At 71.7% G+C, this 18,808-nt stretch carries 16 protein-coding genes; 10 read left to right on the plus strand and 6 right to left on the minus strand.

The genetic code is table 11. The features are described 5' to 3' along the window. Positions 1 to 48 precede the first annotated feature (48 nt). Positions 49 to 546: a transcription elongation factor GreA gene (gene greA / locus ACH4LD_RS32310; protein ID WP_132792424.1), complete on the plus strand. Its 498-nt coding sequence runs from the start codon at positions 49 to 51 to the stop codon at positions 544 to 546. Between the two features lie 107 nt (positions 547 to 653). On the opposite strand, the gene ACH4LD_RS32315 is transcribed toward greA, so the two are convergent. The 3 genes from ACH4LD_RS32315 to ilvA all read right to left on the minus strand — a co-directional run bounded on the left by ACH4LD_RS32315 (position 654) and on the right by ilvA (position 3,942). Next, positions 654 to 1,505, minus strand: coding sequence for an ABC transporter permease (locus ACH4LD_RS32315; RefSeq protein ID WP_398057645.1), 852 nt, complete (start codon positions 1,503 to 1,505; stop codon positions 654 to 656). Further along, positions 1,502 to 2,485, minus strand: a complete 984-nt coding sequence (locus ACH4LD_RS32320) for an ATP-binding cassette domain-containing protein (protein WP_398057644.1) — start codon at positions 2,483 to 2,485, stop codon at positions 1,502 to 1,504. Before ACH4LD_RS32320 ends, ACH4LD_RS32315 begins: the two co-directional genes overlap by 4 nt. Positions 2,486 to 2,712: 227 nt before the next feature. Continuing rightward, entirely contained in the window at positions 2,713 to 3,942 is a 1,230-nt protein-coding gene (gene ilvA / locus ACH4LD_RS32325; protein WP_398057643.1) for a threonine ammonia-lyase, read from the minus strand. Between the two features lie 162 nt (positions 3,943 to 4,104). Here ilvA and ACH4LD_RS32330 point away from each other — a divergent pair, with 162 nt between their 5' ends. From ACH4LD_RS32330 to ACH4LD_RS32340, 3 genes are all read left to right on the plus strand, one after another. Beyond that, the gene (locus ACH4LD_RS32330) at positions 4,105 to 4,611 is read left to right on the plus strand and encodes a MarR family winged helix-turn-helix transcriptional regulator (RefSeq protein ID WP_181140640.1); all 507 of its coding nucleotides are present in this window, start codon (positions 4,105 to 4,107) and stop codon (positions 4,609 to 4,611) included. Between the two features lie 138 nt (positions 4,612 to 4,749). Continuing rightward, entirely contained in the window at positions 4,750 to 5,253 is a 504-nt protein-coding gene (locus ACH4LD_RS32335; protein WP_398057642.1) for a sigma factor-like helix-turn-helix DNA-binding protein, read from the plus strand. Between the two features lie 94 nt (positions 5,254 to 5,347). Then, positions 5,348 to 5,596, plus strand: a complete 249-nt coding sequence (locus tag ACH4LD_RS32340) for a hypothetical protein (protein WP_398057641.1) — start codon at positions 5,348 to 5,350, stop codon at positions 5,594 to 5,596. Positions 5,597 to 5,601: 5 nt separating this feature from the next. Here ACH4LD_RS32340 and ACH4LD_RS32345 read toward each other — a convergent pair whose 3' ends face one another. Next, positions 5,602 to 6,759, minus strand: a complete 1,158-nt coding sequence (locus ACH4LD_RS32345) for a cystathionine gamma-synthase (RefSeq protein WP_103815867.1) — start codon at positions 6,757 to 6,759, stop codon at positions 5,602 to 5,604. A gap of 343 nt (positions 6,760 to 7,102) precedes the next feature. Between ACH4LD_RS32345 and ACH4LD_RS32350 the strand changes: the two genes are divergently transcribed. From ACH4LD_RS32350 to ACH4LD_RS32370, 5 genes are all read left to right on the plus strand, one after another. Then, on the plus strand, positions 7,103 to 8,221 hold the full coding sequence (locus ACH4LD_RS32350; RefSeq protein ID WP_398057640.1) for a hypothetical protein: 1,119 nt from the start codon (positions 7,103 to 7,105) through the stop codon (positions 8,219 to 8,221). A gap of 296 nt (positions 8,222 to 8,517) precedes the next feature. Further along, complete coding sequence (locus ACH4LD_RS32355; RefSeq protein ID WP_398057639.1) at positions 8,518 to 10,149, plus strand: M48 family metalloprotease; 1,632 nt, start codon at positions 8,518 to 8,520, stop codon at positions 10,147 to 10,149. A 95-nt stretch (positions 10,150 to 10,244) separates the two neighbouring features. After that, positions 10,245 to 11,363, plus strand: coding sequence for a hypothetical protein (locus ACH4LD_RS32360; protein ID WP_398057638.1), 1,119 nt, complete (start codon positions 10,245 to 10,247; stop codon positions 11,361 to 11,363). 87 nt (positions 11,364 to 11,450) lie between these two features. Beyond that, complete coding sequence (gene msrA / locus ACH4LD_RS32365; RefSeq protein WP_398057637.1) at positions 11,451 to 12,110, plus strand: peptide-methionine (S)-S-oxide reductase MsrA; 660 nt, start codon at positions 11,451 to 11,453, stop codon at positions 12,108 to 12,110. Between the two features lie 105 nt (positions 12,111 to 12,215). Then, positions 12,216 to 12,941, plus strand: coding sequence for a hypothetical protein (locus ACH4LD_RS32370; RefSeq protein ID WP_398057636.1), 726 nt, complete (start codon positions 12,216 to 12,218; stop codon positions 12,939 to 12,941). 147 nt (positions 12,942 to 13,088) lie between these two features. Here the strand turns inward: ACH4LD_RS32370 and ACH4LD_RS32375 are convergent, their stop codons facing one another. Continuing rightward, positions 13,089 to 14,129: an NAD(P)-dependent alcohol dehydrogenase gene (locus ACH4LD_RS32375; protein ID WP_398057635.1), complete on the minus strand. Its 1,041-nt coding sequence runs from the start codon at positions 14,127 to 14,129 to the stop codon at positions 13,089 to 13,091. A gap of 171 nt (positions 14,130 to 14,300) precedes the next feature. On the opposite strand from ACH4LD_RS32375, the gene ACH4LD_RS32380 reads away from it, so the two are divergent. Further along, the gene (locus ACH4LD_RS32380; protein ID WP_398057634.1) at positions 14,301 to 15,209 is read left to right on the plus strand and encodes a helix-turn-helix domain-containing protein; all 909 of its coding nucleotides are present in this window, start codon (positions 14,301 to 14,303) and stop codon (positions 15,207 to 15,209) included. 69 nt (positions 15,210 to 15,278) lie between these two features. Here ACH4LD_RS32380 and ACH4LD_RS32385 read toward each other — a convergent pair whose 3' ends face one another. Continuing rightward, positions 15,279 to 18,524, minus strand: coding sequence for a S8 family peptidase (locus tag ACH4LD_RS32385; RefSeq protein ID WP_398057633.1), 3,246 nt, complete (start codon positions 18,522 to 18,524; stop codon positions 15,279 to 15,281). Positions 18,525 to 18,808 lie beyond the last annotated feature (284 nt).

An 18,808-nucleotide genomic window follows, 5' to 3' on the forward strand; every position in this document is an offset into this window, starting at 1 on the left:
CTGGGTAGGGCGATGCTTTGTATTCCCAGTACCGACGAGGAGCACCCTGTGACCCAGACCAGCGAGAACGTCACCTGGCTGACCCAGGAGGCGTACAACAAGCTCAAGGACGAGCTTGAGTACCTTACTGGTCCTGCGCGCACGGAGATCGCCGCCAAGATCGCGGCCGCGCGCGAGGAGGGCGACCTGCGCGAGAACGGCGGGTACCACGCGGCCAAGGAGGAGCAGGGCAAGCAGGAGCTCCGCGTGCGCCAGCTGACCCAGCTCCTTGAGAACGCCAAGGTCGGCGAGCCGCCGGCCGCGGACGGTGTCGTCGCGCCCGGCATGGTCGTCACGATCGCCTTCGACGGTGACGAGGACGACACGCTGACGTTCCTGCTCGCCTCGCGCGAGTACGCGAGCGCCGACATCGAGACCTACTCGCCGCAGTCCCCGCTCGGCGCGGGCGTCATCGGCCACAAGGTCGGCGAGGACGCGGAGTACGAGCTGCCGAACGGCAAGAAGGCCTCGGTCCGGATCCTGAAGGCCGAGCCGTACACGGGCTGATCCCGGCCCCCTGGTTGGCTTCCGGCCCCCGGCGCCCTCAGGGCCGCCGGGGGCCTTGTCATGCCCCGGGTCCGTCGCTCGGACCCGTGTCCGCCGCCGTCGTGCTGTCAGGCGGTCGCGGAGCGGTACTTGCGCACCGCGAGGGTGCGGAAGACCAGGATGATCACGACCGACCAGATCAGCGAGGCCAGGACCGGGTGCTGCATGGGCCACGCGTCGGGTGTCCGGAAGCCCGGGGGCAGGTTGCCGAACAGCTCGCGGCAGGCCTGCACGGTGGCGCTGAACGGGTTCCACTCCGCTATGTGCCGCAGGAAGGCCGGCATCTGGTTGGCGTCCACGAACGCGTTCGAGATGAACGTCAGCGGGAACAGCCAGATCAGCCCGCCCGAGGTCGCCGCCTCCGGGGTGCGCACGGACAGACCGATGAGCGCGCCGATCCATGAGAACGCGTATCCGAGCAGCAGGAACAGGGCGAATCCGGCGAGCACCTTGCCGAAGTTCTCGTGCGTGCGCCAGCCGACCAGCACGGCGACGACCGCGAGGACGAGCAGGGTCAGCGCCGTCTGGACCAGGTCGGCGAGGGTGCGCCCGGTCAGGACCGCGCCACGCGCCATGGGCAGGGAGCGGAACCGGTCGATGAGGCCCTTGTGCATGTCGTCGGCGATGCCCGCGCCGGCACCCGCCGTGGCGAACGTGACGGTCTGGGCGAAGATGCCGGCCATCAGGAACTCGCGGTAGGCCTGCGTGGAGTTGGACGAGCCGACCTGGATCGAGCCGCCGAACACGTAGGTGAACAGCACCACGAACATGATGGGCTGGATCAGTCCGAAGATCAGCATCTCGGGGATCCGGCCCATGCGGATCAGGTTCCGGCGGGCGATGACCAGGGAGTCCCGGACGGATCTGCCCACGGGGTTGCCGGGCGCCGCGACGGGCGCGGTCTCGGTCACGGCACTCATTTCACGGTCTCCTTGCCGTTGCGCTCGTCCTGCTCGGCGCTCTCCGCCGCGTGTCCGGTCAGGGACAGGAAGACGTCGTCGAGGGTGGGGCGGCGCAGCCCGACGTCGTCCATCTCGATCCCGCGCGAGTCCAGCTCCCGGATGACCTCGGCGAGCAGCTTGGCGCCGCCGGTGACGGGCACCGTGAGCTTGCGGGTGTGCTCCTCGACCGTGGTCTCGCCCTTGCCGAAGCCGCGCAGCACCTCCGCGGCGGCGGCTATCTCCTCCCGCTGGTGCACCACGACCTCGACGCGCTCGCCGCCGGTGCGGGCCTTGAGCTGGTCGGAGGTGCCCTTGGCGATGACCCGGCCGTGGTCGACGACCGCGATGTCGTGGGCCAGATGGTCGGCCTCTTCCAGGTACTGCGTGGTGAGCAGCAGCGTCGTACCACCGGAGACGAGCTGTTTGATGACCTCCCACAGCTGCTGGCGGTTGCGCGGGTCGAGGCCCGTCGTCGGTTCGTCCATGAACATCACCGGCGGTGAGACCACGAGGGCCGCGGCGAGGTCCAGCCGGCGGCGCATGCCTCCGGAGTAGGTCTTGGCGGTGCGGTCGGCGGCCTCTGTGAGGTGGAACTGCTCCAGCAGTTCCGTCGCGCGCGCCTTGGCCGCCTTCGCCCGCATCTGGTACAGCTGCCCGACCATCTGCAGGTTCTCCCGGCCGGTCAGGTACTCGTCGACCGCCGCGAACTGGCCGGACAGGCCGATGGAGCGGCGCACGGCGTCGGGGTGCCGCAGCACGTCCACGCCGGCGACCACCGCCTTGCCGCTGTCGGGGCGCAGCAGGGTCGTCAGGCAGCGGACGGCCGTCGTCTTGCCGGCGCCGTTCGGCCCGAGGAGGCCGAGGACCGTGCCCTCGGGCACATCGAGGTCGACGCCGTCCAGTGCCTTGACGTCGCCGAAGGTCTTCACCAGACCTTCGGCATAGATGGCACCTGGCATGTGTGTCTCCACGTCGTCGGGGATTTCGGGGACGGATTCTTCGCAAAGGCTAGGTATGTTCACCCGCCCGTGCCCGTGGTTTTCACGGATGCGGACGCCGGTGCGCAGGGGTGCCGTGCACGTGCGGGCAGGCCGGTCGGCGGCCACACGAGACACAATAACGCGATGTATCGCGTCTCTCAAGAGACTTCGCTCGAACGGGTGATGGCCGTGGTGGCCGCCGCGGGTCAGGCCATGACGGTGTAACCGGCGTCGCGCAGGGCCCGGCCGACCTCGGCGCAGTGCGCCGGGCCCTTCGTCTCCAGGTGCAGCTCCACGTCGGCCTCCGTCAGACCGAGCCGGGGACCGGTGCGGACGTGACTGACGTCGAGGACGTTGACGTCGAGCGCCGACAGCACCCCGAGCAGCGTGGCGAGCGCGCCCGGCCGGTCCGTCAGCCGGAGCCGGACGGCCAGGTAACGGCCCTGCGCGGCCATGCCGTGCCGCAGCACCCGCTGCATCAGCACCGGGTCGACGTTGCCGCCGGAGAGCACCGTGACGACCGGACCCTCGAAGGCGTCCGGCGCGGCCAGCAGCGCCGCCACCGGGCTCGCACCGGCCGGCTCCACGACCAGCTTGGCCCGCTCCAGGCAGAGCAGCAGCGCCGCCGACAACTGGTCCTCACTGACCGTGCGCACCTCGTCGACCAGCTCGTCGACGATCCCGAACGGCACCACACCGGGCCGTCCCACCTTGATGCCGTCCGCCATCGTCGCCGGGTCCAGCAACGACACCGGGTGCCCGGCTGCCAGCGACGGCGGGTAGCAGGCGGCCCCCTCCGCCTGCACGCCGACGATCCGCACGTCCGGCCGCAACGCCTTCACCCCCACCGCGATGCCCGCCGCGAGGCCGCCGCCACCCATGCCGACGACGATCGTGCGGACCTCCGGGCACTGCTCCAGGATCTCCAGGCCGACCGTGCCCTGGCCGGCGATCACGTCCGGGTGGTCGAAGGGGTGGATGAACACCGCGCCGGTCTCGGCGGCGTACTCCTGGGCGGCGGCCAGCGTCTCGTCGACCACCTGGCCGTGCAGGCGCACCTCGGCGCCGTAGTCCCGGGTCGCGCTGATCTTCGGCAGCGGCGCGCCCTTGGGCATGAACACCGTCGCGTGCACACCGAGCAGGGAGGAGGCCAGCGCGACGCCCTGCGCGTGGTTGCCGGCGCTCGCGGCCACCACACCGGCCGCCCGCTCCTCCGGCAGCAGCCCGGCGATCCGCACATAGGCGCCGCGCAGCTTGAACGAGCCGGTCCGCTGGAGGTTCTCGCACTTCAGGTGCACGGGGGCGCCGACCAGCTGGGAGAGGTGCCGGCTGCCCTCCATCGCGGTCACACGGGCCACCCCCGAGAGCATCTTCTGGGCGCCTCGCACATCGTCGAGGGTCACGGAGCGCAAGGAGTCAGCCGTGCGGTAGCTCATGACTCCAGCATCGCAGTTCACGTTCGCGCACGACGGGTGTGACCAAGCAGCGAGACCGGTTCGTGCAGCGCTGGTACGGCTCGGCGCCGGGCCGCGTACCCTGTCCCCCAACCCAGCAGCCCTTCATGAAGCGAGCCTCCGGCCATGCCCACAACACCTGAAATGTCGATGGACATGACGACCGTCGGTGACACCGGTCTCCTCGACACCCTCCAGCACGAGGTGGCGGTGTTCGCCCGCCGTGCCGAACAGACGCGGCTCGGCGGGGTCGGCCAGGTGCGCAACTCCATGGACCGCGCCGCGTACTTGCTGCTCAACCGGCTCGACAACGAAGGCCCGATGGGCGTCAAGGCACTCGCCGCCAGCATGGGCATCGACTCCTCCACGGTCACCCGGCAGGTGGCGCCCCTGGTCGACACCGGGCTCGTCAAGCGCACCTCGCACCCGGAGGACGGGCGCGCGGTGGTGCTCCAGCTCTCGCCGCGCGGCGCCGCGCGGCTGGAGGAGGTGCGCTCGTCCCGGCGTCAGCTCATGGCCGAGCTGACACACGACTGGGCACCGGAGGAGCGCGAGCAGTTCTGCGCGCTCCTCACCCGCTTCAACCACGCGCTCTCCGCGCGGATGACGGTGCAGGGCGTTCCGGCGGCGGAGCAGCCCCCGGCCTCCTGACCGCATACCGCACGGCAGGGGCTCCGGGGTCTTGACCCCGGCCCGCCACTGGCCTGATATGAGACCGGGTCCGCAGAGGGGTTCGTCCGGACCGGCTCCGGCCGGGCCGGGGGCGGGACCCCGTCGGGGGGAGGCGCGGTGGGAGATCGGCAAGTGGCCCGTGATGCCCGCCGGGCCCGGGAGTTCGAGGCGTTCGTCGCGGGCGCGGCCGGGCGCCTGCTGCACGCCGCCATGCTGCTCACCGCGGAGGCGCCGGACGCCAACCCGCGCGCGCGGCGCCTGCTGACACGCGCGCTCGCCCACACCTACGCCCGCTGGGACAGGCTGCGCGGCGAGGACCCGTACGACTGCGCCCGCCAGTACCTCGCCATCCGCTTCGCGCGCACCACCTGGCACCGGTACGGCGCCTTCGGCCGCACCAGACCGGATCCGCGCAGTCCGCTCGCCGCGCTCACGCCGCAGAAGCGACTGGTCCTCGTGCTGCGGTTCTACGAGGGTGTGGCCGAGGAGCAGACGGCGGCCCTGCTCGGCCTGCCGACGGAACGCGTCCACACCCTCTGCGACCGCGCGACGGCCGATGTGCTGCACCCCGCCCGCCCGGCGGCCCTCCGCGCGGCGAACACCGAGGCGGCCCCGTCATGAGCCGCGCCGACGGTCTCGTACGGCGCGTCCCCTCGTACCACCGCCCTCCGGGCGGCCCCTTCTCACGGAAGCGGTCCGGCGGCGGGAGGCCGTGGTGAAACGGGACGAGCGGGAAGCCGCTGTGCGGCGGATCATGGAACGGGGCGGCGCGCCGGTGCCGCTGGAGCTGTACGGGGACGCGGTGCGCCGTGGGGAACGTCTGCTGCGGCAGCGGCGGCTCCTCCGCCGGATCCTGTGGCTGCTGGCCTGCGTCGCCGCCGTCGCGTTCGCCGTGTGGGCGGCCGACGCCCACCCCTGGGTGGAGCCGCCCTCGCAGACGACCCCACCGCTCACCGGCTGGTGAACCCCCTACTTGCCGAGCGCCTGCCGCAGGTCCTCCAGCAGGTCGTCGACGTTCTCGATGCCGACCGACAGGCGCACCAGGTCGGCCGGGACCTCCAGCGCGGAACCGGCCGCGGAGGCGTGCGTCATCCGGCCGGGGTGCTCGATCAGGGACTCGACTCCGCCGAGGGACTCGCCGAGGGTGAACACCTGGGCACGGTTGCACACGTCGACCGCGGCCTGCTCGCCGCCCTCGACCCGGAACGACACCATGCCGCCGAACGCCTTCATCTGCTTGGCGGCGACCTCGTGGCCGGGGTGCTCGGGCAGCCCCGGGTAGAGCACGCTCGTCACGCGCGCGTGCCGGGACAGCATGTCGGCGATCCTCGTGGCGTTCTCGCTGTGCCGGTCCATGCGCACCGCGAGGGTCTTGGTGCCGCGCAGCACCAGCCAGGAGTCGAAGGGGCCGGCGACGGCGCCCATCGCGTTCTGGTGGTAGGCCAGCTCCTCGCCGAGCGCCGGGTCGGACACGATCAGCGCGCCGCCGACCACGTCGGAGTGGCCGCCCATGTACTTGGTCAGGGAGTGCACGACGACATCGGCGCCGAGCGAGAGCGGCTGCTGGAGGTAGGGGGTGGCGAAGGTGTTGTCGACGACGAGCTTCGCGCCCGCGTCGTGGGCGACCTGGGCGACGGCGGCGATGTCGGTGATACCGAGCAGCGGGTTGGAGGGGGTCTCCACCCAGACGGCCTTGGTCTTCGGCGTGATCGCGGCCCGTACGGCGGCCGGGTCGCTGGTGTCGGCGACCGACCACTCCACCCCCCAGCGGGTGGCGACCTTGGCGAAGAGCCGGAAGGTGCCGCCGTAGGCGTCGTTCGGGATCACCACGTGGTCGCCGGGGGTGAGGAGCGTACGCAGCAGGGTGTCCTCGGCCGCCAGGCCGGACGCGAAGGCGAGGCCGCGGCGTCCGCCCTCCAGCGCGGCGAGGTTCTCCTCCAGGGCGGTCCGGGTCGGGTTGGCGCTACGGCTGTACTCGTAGCCGCCGCGGAGCCCGCCGACGCCGTCCTGCTTGTAGGTCGAGACCTGGTAGATCGGCGGGACGACCGCGCCGGTGAGGGGATCCGCGGTGTTGCCCGCGTGGATCGCGAGGGTCTCGAAGTGCTGACTGATGTGCCTGTCGCTCATGTGCACCGAGCGTAATGCGCCCGGCGGGATCGTGACGCCCGCCATGAGGTCTCGCCGCGCCCCGCGATCTCGCGGTCCCGCTCCGGACGGCCCTTGGCGGCAGGCTCCGGGTGTCTGTGGCGACAGGCTCCCGGTGGCCCCTGGCCCTGGCGGCAGGCTCCGGGCCGCACCGCCGGCACACTCAGGCGGAACCGCCGTCGTGCTGCGATCCGCTGTGCCTCATGCCTCCGATCCGCTCTGCCTCATGCCCCGAGGCGTCCGGCTGTCATGCCCCCGTCCGCAGTTTTCCACAGCCCGGCGGTGGGGTTCGCCAATTGTCGGCGGCGTCTGGTTCGCTTGAGGCATGTCGATTCTCTGGCTGCTGATGGCGCTGCTCCTGCTCAGCTTCGTGCTGCTCCCGGTCATACGGCGCAGGCGCGGGGCGATCGAGCAGGTCCCGCCGGGACACCCGGACGCCGCCGACCCGGCGGCCTACGGCTTCGTGCGCCAGGAGGAGCTGGACGTGCGCCTGCCCGGCCCGGACGAGGACCTGCTCCTGGTCCTGGAGCTGGTGCAGCGCACCCAGGACTACCGGGCCGCCGCCCAGCTGCTGGCCGGCACCGAGGCCGAGGGCGAGCGGCGCTGGCAGCGGGTGCAGGCCTTCGCCGGTGCCGCCGCGCTGGAGTTGCAGCAGCGGCCCGGCGGGGTGCACGAGACGCCGGGCGGCCAGTGGCTGCGGGTATGGCGGGCCGAGCAGCCCAAGGACGCTGGCGGCGCCGCCGTCCACGCGGAGTTCCTGGTGCAGCAGGCCTGGCGGACGTCGACGCCGGGCACGGACGACTTCCGGATCATCATGGAGGAGGCTCGGGATGCCTGTGCGCAGGCGGCCCTGCTGGCGCCCGGTGACCCGGTTCCCTACGTGGCAGAGCTCTCCATCGCGCGCGGACTGGCCTATGAGCAGGCCGAGTTCGACCAGCTGTGGCTGAAGATCCTCGACCGCGCCCCGCATCACATGGGCGCGCACCTGGCCGCGCTGCACTACTGGTGCGAGAAGTGGCACGGCTCGCGCGAGCAGGCGTACTCCTTCGCGGAGGCCGCCGCGGCCCGCGCCCCGGAGGGTTCGCTGCTCGCCGCGCTGCCGCTGTTCGCGGTGTTCGAGCACCTGCCGGAGGTGAACCTGGTCGCGAGCTTCTACCAGAGCGAGGTCGTCACCAAGGCGATCCACGGCGCCCTGCACGCGGTGCACGCGGCCGACCCCGACGACCCGACGCTGCCGCACGTCCGGCATCTGCTGCTCTTCTTCCTGGTCCGCGCCGAACGCTGGTCGGAGGCCATGCAGCAGCTCATACACATCGACGGTCACGTCGGCGCGCTGCCGTGGACCCTGTTCACCGATCCGGCCGCCGAGTTCGCCCTGCACCGCGCGCTGGCGGTGGCCGGTTACGAGGCCAACGGCGGCAACCCGGCCGGCCTCCCCGGCTGACGCGGCCCGCCGGGCCCCTGCCCGGGAGCGCCCCCCTTCCCTTCCACACCCACCCCATTGCCCTTCTGACCTGCGGTAGGGCATACTCCGCATCCCCCCACAGCGCACCACCAGCACCACCGAGCACCGCCGGCACCGCCAAAGCACCACCGCACCACCGCACCACCGCACCACCGCACCACCGCACCACCGCACCACCGCACCACCGCCAAGCACCGCCCGCGACCGACCGGCCCACCGCCGGCCCGGCGCTCCGTCATGTCCCTTTTCCGAGGTCCTGTGGGGGGATCTGCCCGATGGGCGCAACTCTGCGCGCGCTGCGCGCCCTCGTCCTGCTGCTCGGCTTCTATCTGCTGAGCCTCGTCCTGCTCGCCGCGCTGATCGGCATCGACGTCCTCGTGTTCAGCTGGGGACACGGCCCGCTCACGGTGAAGGTCGGCTTCGTCACGGTACTGCTGGCCATCCCCGTCGTCCGCGGCATGCTGATGCTGCGCACCCCGAGGGGTGAGGACGGGCACGGCATCCCGGTCACCGAGGCCGACGAGCCCCGGCTGTGGGCGCTGGTCCGGGAGCTGGCCGCGGCGGCCGGCACCCGCGCGCCCGACCGGATCCTGCTCACCGGCGAGGTCAACGCGGCCGTCAGCGAGAATCCGCGGCTGCTCGGCCTGTTCCCCGGCCCGCGCCGGCTCTACCTCGGCGTCCCGCTGCTGACCGGCCTGACCGAGGCTCAGCTGCGGTCCGTAGTCGCCCATGAATTCGGGCACTTCACCGGCGGGGACACCAGGCTCTCCGCGCTCGTCGTGCGCGGGCGTATACAGATCGGCCGGGTCATCGGCCAGTTCCACGAGAAGGCGGACGACAAGGTCGCCGCCGACCGGGCCCGGCAGGAACAGGCGTCCGCCAAGCGGATCGCCAAGGGCAAGAAGGCCAAGCGGATCGACACGACCGGCGTCGGAGCGACGTACCGGACGATGGCGAAGATCTACACCGCGTACGGCAAGCTCTACCTGCGCGCCTCCCTCTCCACCGCGCGCGGCCAGGAGTTCGCCGCCGACCTGACCGCCGCCCGGATCGCCGGACGTGACGCGACCGCGTCGGCGCTGCGCGAGATCCCGGTCCTGTCCGCCTCCCACGACTTCTACCTGGAGTCGTACGCCACCCTCGGCCTGCAGGCCCGGCTGCTGCCGCCGCGCGGTGAGTTCTTCGGCGGCTTCGGCCGGCTGCTGACGGCCCGTGAACTGGAGCTGGCGGGACTGCGTTCGGAGCTGCCGGAGGAGCCGGCCGGGCCGTACGACTCGCACCCGCCGATCGCCGAGCGCGTGCGCCGGATCGAGGCGCTGCCCGCCGACGGCCGCGCCGACGAGGCCAAGGGCGCGGCGCTGGCCCTGCTGACCGACCCGGCGCGCACCCAGGCCGCCCTGGAGGACGCCGTCCTCGCCGACGAGCTGCTCCGCTACCCGCGCGCGGCCGGCTGGCAGGATCTGCTGGACGCCTCGATGGCCACGGGCCTGTCGGCGACGCAGACCCCGTTGCACCGGGCGCTGACCCAGTACACCGGGCAGCCGACGACGCTGTCCGCGCTGCTGGACGTCATCGACGACGGCCGGCTGTGGCGGGTGGCCGAGCAGCTGCCGCTGTCGGAGGAGGCGGCCGCCGCGAAGGGGCGGGCGTTCCGCGAGTTCGTACGGCCCGTGCTGCGCCGCTCGCTGCGCACCATGGTGCTGGCCGAGTTCAGCTCCCGTTCGCTGCTGCACTGGGAGTTCTCCTGGTCCCGCCCGGCGACGGTGCGACTGCCCGGCTGGGGCTCGGAGACGGAGGACGACGGCCCGGAGGCGGCGCTGGAGGCGGCCGTCGAGGCGGCGCTCGCCGACCACCCCGACACCACACAGCTGCGGGCGCTCCTGCCGCCGGCGACCCAGAACGCCTGACGGGCCGCGGGCCTGCCGACTCTCCGGCAGGCCCGCACCGCCCCACCACCGCCCCACCACCGCCGTACCTCCCGAAACGAACGGACCGACCCCCGATGACCGTCCTCTTCTGGATCCTGGGCATCCTGGCCGTGCCCACGCTGATCTTCGTGCTGTGGCTGGCCTGGGTGTTCCTGAAGGAGCTGTTCCACCCGAGCCCGGACGACGACGCGGAGGCGACGGAGGCCGCGGAAGCCGCGCGGGCCGCGGAGAAGCTCGGGCTGCTGCCCGCCGAGCGGCAGAACACCGACTTCGCCGCACCCCTGCCGGCGGAGTGGACCGCCGCACTCACCGCGGTGCGCGGTGACGACTGGCGTCCGGCCGCCGACCTGCTCGCGGCGATCGGCCGGGACTGGGAGCGCCGGTCGGCGCTCGCGTACCTGCTGGCGGACCGCGCGGCCGAGGAGGACGGATGGCTGCTGGCGTGGGAGGCCGAGCGGCGCGACGACCCCGACGCCGCCGTCGTCCGGGCGCGCAGCACGGTGATCCTCGCCTGGAAGCTGCGCGGTGCGAAGACGGCCCAGTACACGACCCGGGAGCAGGCCGAGGGCTTCCACCGCACGCTGGTCTCCGCCCGCGAGGAGATCGCCCGGGCGGCGGCGCTGAACCCGGACGACCCGACGCCGCACATCGCGGAGATATGGGTGGCGCTGGGCCTCGGCTATCCGAACGCCGAGATGGACAAGTTGTGGGCGGAGATATCCGCCCGTGCCCCGCACCACTACGAGGCCCACTTCTCGGCGCTCCAGTACTGGTGCGCGAAGTGGCGCGGCTCGGAGCGGCTGGCCTTCGAGTTCGCCGAGCGGGCCGCCGCCGACGCGCCGCTCGGCACCCTGCTGACGGCGCTGCCGCTCATCGCGCACTTCGAGCACGACGAGTCGGAGGACACCGCGGCCGACAACACGCCGGAGATGCTGGCCCGGGTCGAGGCGGCGCTCCAGGACGCCGCGGCGGCGGACCCGTCCCACCCGCGGTTGCCGGAGCTGCGCCACCTGCTGGCGTTCTACCTGCACCTCCAGGACCGCAACGAGGCGGCGCTGGAGCAGTTCAAGCTGGTGGACGGCCATGTCAACGCGCTGCCGTGGCGCTACCGGGGTGACATGGCCGGGCACTACTGCCGGGTCCGCAACACCGTGGTGCAGGCGGTGCGGGAGACCGCGGCGGTGCCCGCCTGACCGGAATGCGGCGGGCCCCCCGGACGTTGTCGCCGGTGCCGGCAGGCAAGGCCGCCGGCACCCACCCCGGACCGACAGGGAGACCCCATGCTCTTCGGCCGCTCGCCCCGGCTGCCCACCCCCGAGGAGGCGCTCACGGGCCGCCCCGCACTCGCCTACGAGGTTCCCGACCGGCACACCGTCCTCGGCACCCCGCTCCTCGGCCCGTACCCGGAGGGCCTGGAGGTCGCCGACTTCGGCCTGGGCTGTTTCTGGGGCGCGGAGCGCACGTTCTGGAAGCTCCCGGCGGGCGTGTACACGACTCTGGTCGGCTACCAGGGCGGGTACACCGAGAACCCGACGTACGAGGAGGTCTGCTCGGGCCTGACCGGCCACACGGAGGCGGTCCGTGTGGTCCACGACCCGCGGCAGATCTCGTACGACCGTCTGCTCAAGACCTTCTGGGAGTCCCACGACCCGACACAGGGCTTCCGTCAGGGCAATGACGTGGGCACCCAGTACCGCTCGGCGATCTACACCCACACCCCTGAGCAGGCGGCCACGGCACAGGCCTCCCGCGAGGCGTACCAGAAGGTCCTGACCTCCTCCGGCTACGGCACGATCACCACGGAGATCCTCCCGGCCGAGGGCCGCCCCTTCCATCCCGCCGAGGCGTACCACCAGCAGTACCTCGACAAGAACCCCGCAGGTTACTGCGGTCTGGGCGGCACCGGCGTGTCCTGCCCGGTCGGGGTCTCGCGAGCCTGAAGGTGACCGGACGCCGGAGCTAATTCGGGCGACGGCTCTCCGTCCCTCCCCGTAGATTCGCCCCTCGTGCCGAGATGGATCGGCACGAGGGGCGAAGGGGAGGGTATGGGCAGTCGGGTCTTTCTCATCGGTGGGGGCTGGGACCACGCCGAGGTGTACGAGCCGTTCCTTCGGGAGCTGGGCGGTGAGCGGCGGGTCGGGTGCCTGATCCTCGACGAGGGGGACGGGGCCGCGCAGTTCGAGCGGTACACGGCGGCGCTGCGGAAGGCCGGGCCGCCGTGCACACCGGTGCCGTTGCTCGTGCCGCTCGGTGGCCGGTTCGAGCCGGAGGCCGTGCTGGACGGGATCGACGGGCTGCTGGTGTGCGGTGGGCTCACGCCCGCGTACCAGGACGCGCTCGCGGACTGCCTGGAGCGGCTGCCGGCGCTGCTGGCGGCGCGCGGGATGCCGTACGCCGGTTTCTCCGCCGGTGCCGCCGTGGCCGCGCGCCGGGCTGTGGTCGGCGGGTGGCTGCTGGACGGGGTTGCGGTGTGCCCGGAGGAGACCGGGGAGGACCTGGCGGAGATCGAGGTGCGGCCGGGGCTCGGCCTGGTGCCGTTCGCGGTGGACGTGCACGCGGCCCAGTGGGGCACGCTGGCGCGGCTGGTCACGGCGGTCGCGCGGGGGGACGCTCCGTACGGGGTCGCCGTGGACGAGAACACGCTGCTCACGGTGGGGGGCGGCGACGCCCGCGTGGCGGGAGCCGGACGGGTCCATGTCGTACGGCCGACGGGAGACGGAGCCGTCCTCGTGCGGGCTTACGGCGCCGGAGAGGGCTTCGGTCTCGGATAGCGCCCCCGAAGGGGGCGCGGGGAACTGCGCGAAGGGCCACGACGGCCCGCACCCGGCCAACGATCAGCACCCGGCGGACGACCCGCCGCAGGCCGTAGCCCGGCAGGGCTACGGCCTCGCAGGGCTACGGCCGGGCGGGACCGCAGGTCAGATCGTGGCGGTGTCGATCACGAAGCGGTAGCGGACGTCGCTCGCCAGCACCCGCTCGTACGCCTCGTTGACCTCGGCCGCGCTGATCAGCTCGATCTCGGCGCCGATGCCGTGCTCGGCGCAGAAGTCCAGCATCTCCTGGGTCTCGCGGATGCCGCCGATCATGGAGCCGGCGAGCGTCTTGCGGCCGCCGATCACCGAGAAGAGGTTGAGCGCGATGGGCTCCTCGGGCGCGCCCACGTTGACCAGGGCGCCGTCCGTCTTCAGCAGAGACAGCAGCGCGCCGAAGTCCATCGGCGCGGACACGGTGGACACGATCAGGTCGAAGGTGCCGGCCAGCTCCTCGAAGGTCTTCGGGTCGCTGGTGGCGTAGTAGTGGTCGGCGCCCAGCTTCAGTCCGTCGTCCTTCTTGCGCAGGGACTGGGACAGGACCGTCACCTCGGCGCCCATGGCGTGCGCGATCTTGACGGCCATGTGGCCGAGACCGCCGAGGCCGACGACCGCGACCTTCTTGCCGGGGCCCGCGTTCCAGTGGCTCAGCGGGGAGTAGGTGGTGATGCCCGCGCACAGCAGCGGGGCGGCGACGTCCAGGGACAGCCCGTCGGGGATGCGGACGACGTAGTTCTCGTCGACGACGATCTTCTCGGAGTAGCCGCCGTAGGTGGGCCGGCCGTCCTTGCCGACGGCGTTGTAGGTGCCGACCATGCCCTTGAGGCAGTACTGCTCCTCGCCTCGCAGGCAGTTCTCGCACTCACGGCAGGAGTCGACCATGCAGCCGACCCCGACCCGGTCGCCGACCTGGAACTTGGTCACGCCGGGGCCGACCTCGGCGACCACGCCCGCGATCTCGTGGCCGGGAACCATCGGGAAGATCGCCTCGCCCCAGCCCTCGCGGACCTGGTGGATGTCGGAGTGGCAGATACCGGCGAACTTGATGTCGATCAGGACGTCGTACTCGCCGACCGCGCGTCGCTCGATGGTCGTCCGCTCCAGCGGGGCCTTCGCGGCGGGCGCGGCGTATGCGGCAACAGTGGTCATGCGGAGGATCTCCTAGCGGGGGGTTCCGTGCCCGGCTGCCTTTCTGCCGGGCACGGCGTCCAGCCTGCCGCGCGAGGCGCCGCCCACCCAGACCACGCCTTTGCGTACGACCGCGGTGCGTACTACTGGCGGGGTCAGGCTCCTGCGCCTACGACCAGGAATACTGGACGTATGGACAGCAGGGACGAACAGCCGGACGCGAGCGTGGTCACCGGCCGGCCCCTGGACCGGCGGGCGGAGCTGAGCGAGTTCCTGCGCAGTCGGCGGGCCCGGCTGAAGCCCGAGGACGTGGGACTGGCCGAATTCGGACGGCACCGCCGGGTGCCGGGGCTGCGCCGCGAGGAGCTGGCGCAGCTGGCCGGGGTGTCGGTGGCGTACTACACCCGCCTTGAGCAGGGCAACGGCCGTAACGTCTCGGCCGAGGTGCTGGACTCGATCGCCCGGGCGCTGCGGCTGACGGACGCCGAGCACGCGCACCTGACCCACCTGGCCAAGCCGAAGGCGCACAAGAAGAAGCCTGCGGCACGGCAGCAGCAGGTGCGGGCGGTGCTGCGGCAGCTGCTGGACACCATGGAGGGCGTACCGGCGTACATCGTGGGCCGGCGCGCGGAGATCCTCGCCTGGAACCGGATGGCGGCGGCCCTCTTCGGCGACTGGGGGGAGCTGCCGCCCGCCGAGCGGAACTGGGCGCGGCTGGTCTTCCTGCGCCCCGCCTACCGTGAGCTGTTCGTGGACTGGGAGCAGAAGGCGATCGACATCGTGTGCGCCCTGCGCATGGACGCGGGGTGCGATCCGGACGACGCGCGTCTGTCGGCTCTGGTGGGTGAGCTGTCGGTCAAGAGCGAGGAGTTCCGCCGGCTGTGGGCCACGCACGACGTCAAGGAGAAGAGCCACGGCGTCAAGCACCTGCACCATCCCCTGGTGGGCGACCTGGCCCTGAACTTCGAGAGCTTCCGCCTGACGGACGGCTCGGAGCAGTCCCTGCTCACCTATCACGCCGAACCTGGCTCGCCCTCCGCGGACTCCCTCCGTCTCCTGGCCAGCTGGGGCGCCGACGCGACCCGCGCGGCAACGCGCTGAGGGGTGCACCGGAGGCTGTCCTCCGGTGCACCCCTCGTCAAGGAGCGTTGCGGTCTACCGCGCTGCGGCCTACTTGCCGAAGTACGCGTTGTAGATCGTGATCGCCGACGTGTTGCCCTTCTTGTCGGTGATGTTGGCGCGGAACGAGATCGCCTTGTTCTTCGCCGGGTTCTTGACGGTGATCTTGCCGTTCTTGACGGTGACCTTCTTGAAGTTCTTGCCGTCGTAGGAGACGTAGACGGCGAGGGACTTCAGGTTGCCGCCGGCGGCGGAGCCCTCCACGGTGACCGGGAAGGTGACCGTCTTGCCGGCCGCGACACGGCTGTCCAGGCCCGTCGTGGCGCCGAAGTGCAGCGCGGAGGCGGGGAGCTGGACGAAGTCCGCCGGCTTCTTGGAACGGAAGGTCCAGGCCGCGTCGATGCGCGTCGAGGCCTCCGACACCTTCGCGGACCGCTTGACCGAGGTGGTCAGCTTGTACGCGGCGTCACCGGACGGCACCTTGAAGGTGGCCTCGCCGAACAGCGGGTCGGTGTTCGAGCCGACCTTGGTGCCGTTGCGGTACAGCGTGGTGTTCACCGAGGTGAACAGCGAGGACCCGGCGTGCTTGCCGGAGTCGGCGAACAGCGGCAGCGCACCGAAGATCTCGTTGCCGTCGCGGAACAGGCCGAAGTCCTTGCTGACGTGCGGGCCGAAGACGGCGGTGTTGACCGTCTTGGTGTAGGTCTGGCCGCCCTTGAAGGTGAACTGACCGAGCCCGTAGCCGGCCTCGGTGACCGGGAAGCCGTCCTGGTCGACCCCGCCGTCCTGCTGGAATTCCAGCTCCCACTTCACGCCGCCCGTCGCGGACAGGTGCAGGGTGCGGGTGCCGGGCAGCTTCTGCGGGATGCCGATGGAGGAGGCGCCGGTGCTGCCGGGCAGCCAGCCCACCGCGCCGATCGTGCCCTTCTTGCCGCTCGCCGCCGCGCCCATCCGGGCCTTCACCGTGGCGAGTTCGCTCGCCTTGTAGTGCTTGGTGTAGCCGGTGGCGAGCTGCTTGACGGCGCCGCCGGAGGTGACGTCGTACTCCTCGGTCGCGCCCTTGCTCCAGTGGCCGTCCCACTGCTGCCACAGCGTCCCGGCGGGCAGCTGCGGGCCCAGGTGGGCGGTGCGGAAGTTCTTGTACGAGTCGAGCCACCAGCCGTAGCCGTACTGGCCGTCGCCGATGGTGACGTCGAACTCCGGCGAGGCGAACTCGCCCTTCACGCCCGAGGCCGGGACGGTGATGTCCACCGGCTTGGTCTTGCGCGCGTCGATGGTGATCGTCTGCTTCTTGTCGACGGTCAGCTTCGGCTGCGCGATCCAGTCGACGCCCTTGGACGCGTCCTGGGGGTCGCTGTAGACGGAGGTGTTGAGGATGTACGTGCCCTTGGGTGCGCGCGCCTTCACCGTGCCGGACTTGTCGTACGGGGTCAGCGAGACACCGTTGGCCAGGCCCGCCACGCCGTCGACGTCGGCGCTGTAGTACGGGGCCGGCTTGCCGTCGCGGCCGATGAACTTCAGGGTGAGGTCGTACGACTCCACCTCGCGCTGGACCGCGGCGGCCGTGCGGACGGTCTGGCCGCCGCCCGTCGCCGTGACGTACGCCGAGTAGGCGCCGTCGACGGTGCCGCCCAGCTTGGTGTCGACGGTGAAGTCGGCCGAGGCCGTGCCGTGCGCCGGGACGGTCACCGTCGTCGCGCCGAGCTTGAAGAAGCCGGCCGGGGCCGCCGCGCCCTTGGGGTTGGTGGCGGTGCTGCTCAGGGTGAGCGTGACGTCCTTGTCACCGAGGTTGCGGTACGTCAGCTTCTTGGTGACCGGCTTGTCGTCGGTGTGCGGCCACTGCTGCACACCGAAGCTCACCGACACCGGGTCGGCGACGATCGACTGCTTGATGGCCTTGTCGACCTGGATACGGCCGGTGCCCTGCTGGAACGGCGTGTACTTGCCGCCCTTGGTGGAGCCGGTCAGGGCGCCCTTCAGCTCGGCGTAGCCCCAGTCCGGGTGCTCCTGCTTCAGGATGGCGGCGGCACCCGCGACGTGCGGGGTGGCCATCGAGGTGCCGGAGATGGTCAGGTAGCCCTCGGGCTTCTCGCCGACCTCCTGGTCGATGACGCTGCCCTTGGCCGCGGCGGCGGTGATGTCCACGCCCGGCGCGGTGACGTCCGGCTTGACGGCGCCGTCGCCGGCGCGCGGGCCGGTGGAGGAGAAGTCGGCGAGCTGGTCCTTGTCGTCGACGGCGCCGACGGTGAGCGCGGCGTCCGCGCTGCCCGGCGAACCGATCGACTGGGGGCCCTCGTTGCCCGCGGCGATCGCGAACAGGATGCCCTTCTCGGTGGAGAGCTTGTTGACCTCGGCTTCGAGCGGGTCGATCTCGGGGGTGTCGTAGCCGCCGAGGCTCAGGTTGATGACGTCGGCGCCCTGGGAGGCCGCCCACTCCATGCCGGCGAGGATGCCGGAGTCGTCACCGAAGCCGTTGTCGTCCAGGACCTTGCCGTTGAGGAGCTTGGCGTCCGGGGCCACGCCCTTGTACTTGCCGCCCGACTTGGCGCCGGTGCCCGCCACGATGGAGGCGACGTGCGTGCCGTGCCCGAAGTGGTCGGTGGCGTCGGCGGCGGTGGTGAAGTTCTTGGACTCGATCACCTGGTCCTTGAGGTCCGGGTGGCTGGTGTCCACACCGGTGTCCAGGACGGCGACCTTCACGCCCTTGCCCGTGTAGCCGGCGGCCCACGCGGTGGGGGCGCCGATCTGCGGCACGGACTTGTCGAGGGCGGCCTTGCGGACGCCGTCGAGCCAGACGTGGGCGATGCCGGACGCGCTCCGGTCGCCGTTGGTGACGGCGTCCCACAGGTCGGCGGTGTCCTTGACCGGGGTCTGCACGGCATCCGCGTTGAGCGCCTTCAGGCTGCGGCGCAGGGTGCCCGCGTCCCGGACGTCGGCCTTGGCGGCGGTCGCGGAGCCGCGGTAGCCGACGATGACCTTCAGGCCGTTCTTCTGGGCCTTGCGGGTGGCGGTCTTGTTCAGCTCGGTGATGTCGAACAGGCGCTGGTCCAGCGTGCCGGAGGCGACCAGGTGGGCCGCGTCGGCGGGGATGACCAGCGTGTGTCCGGAGGCCTTGCGGACCTGGAAGGGTATGTGCTCGCGTCCCTTGGCCCGCTCCAGGCCGACGACACGGCCCTTGGCGTCGAGGGCGACGCGGTCACCGGTGATCAGGGTGACGTGGTGCTTGACGGCGGCCTTCGAGGTGGCGGTGGCAGCCACCGAGGCACGGCCGGGCTTCGCCGACGCCGGGCTGGTCATACCCGCTGCGAGGGCGACTGCTGCGGCCGTTGCCACGGTGGCCGCAGCCGCTCTTTTCACTTGTCTGCGCAAGTTCTCCCCCTGGAGATGGAGTACCGGGCGAATTCCCCATTCACCCGGTCGGGGGTGGACTCGCACGTATGCACGTCAACCCCCCGGAGCACGCAGTATGCCGGGGGGTGATCAGTGGGCTCAATAGATGAGAGGACGGTGAGAAAGTGCGCCAGGAAACTGTTACGCGGCGGCCGGGACACCGTTACACAACCGCGAAGTGCGCCGCGATC

Origin of the sequence: Streptomyces sp. NPDC017676, assembly GCF_044329325.1 — a bacterium.
Lineage (GTDB): Bacteria > Actinomycetota > Actinomycetes > Streptomycetales > Streptomycetaceae > Streptomyces.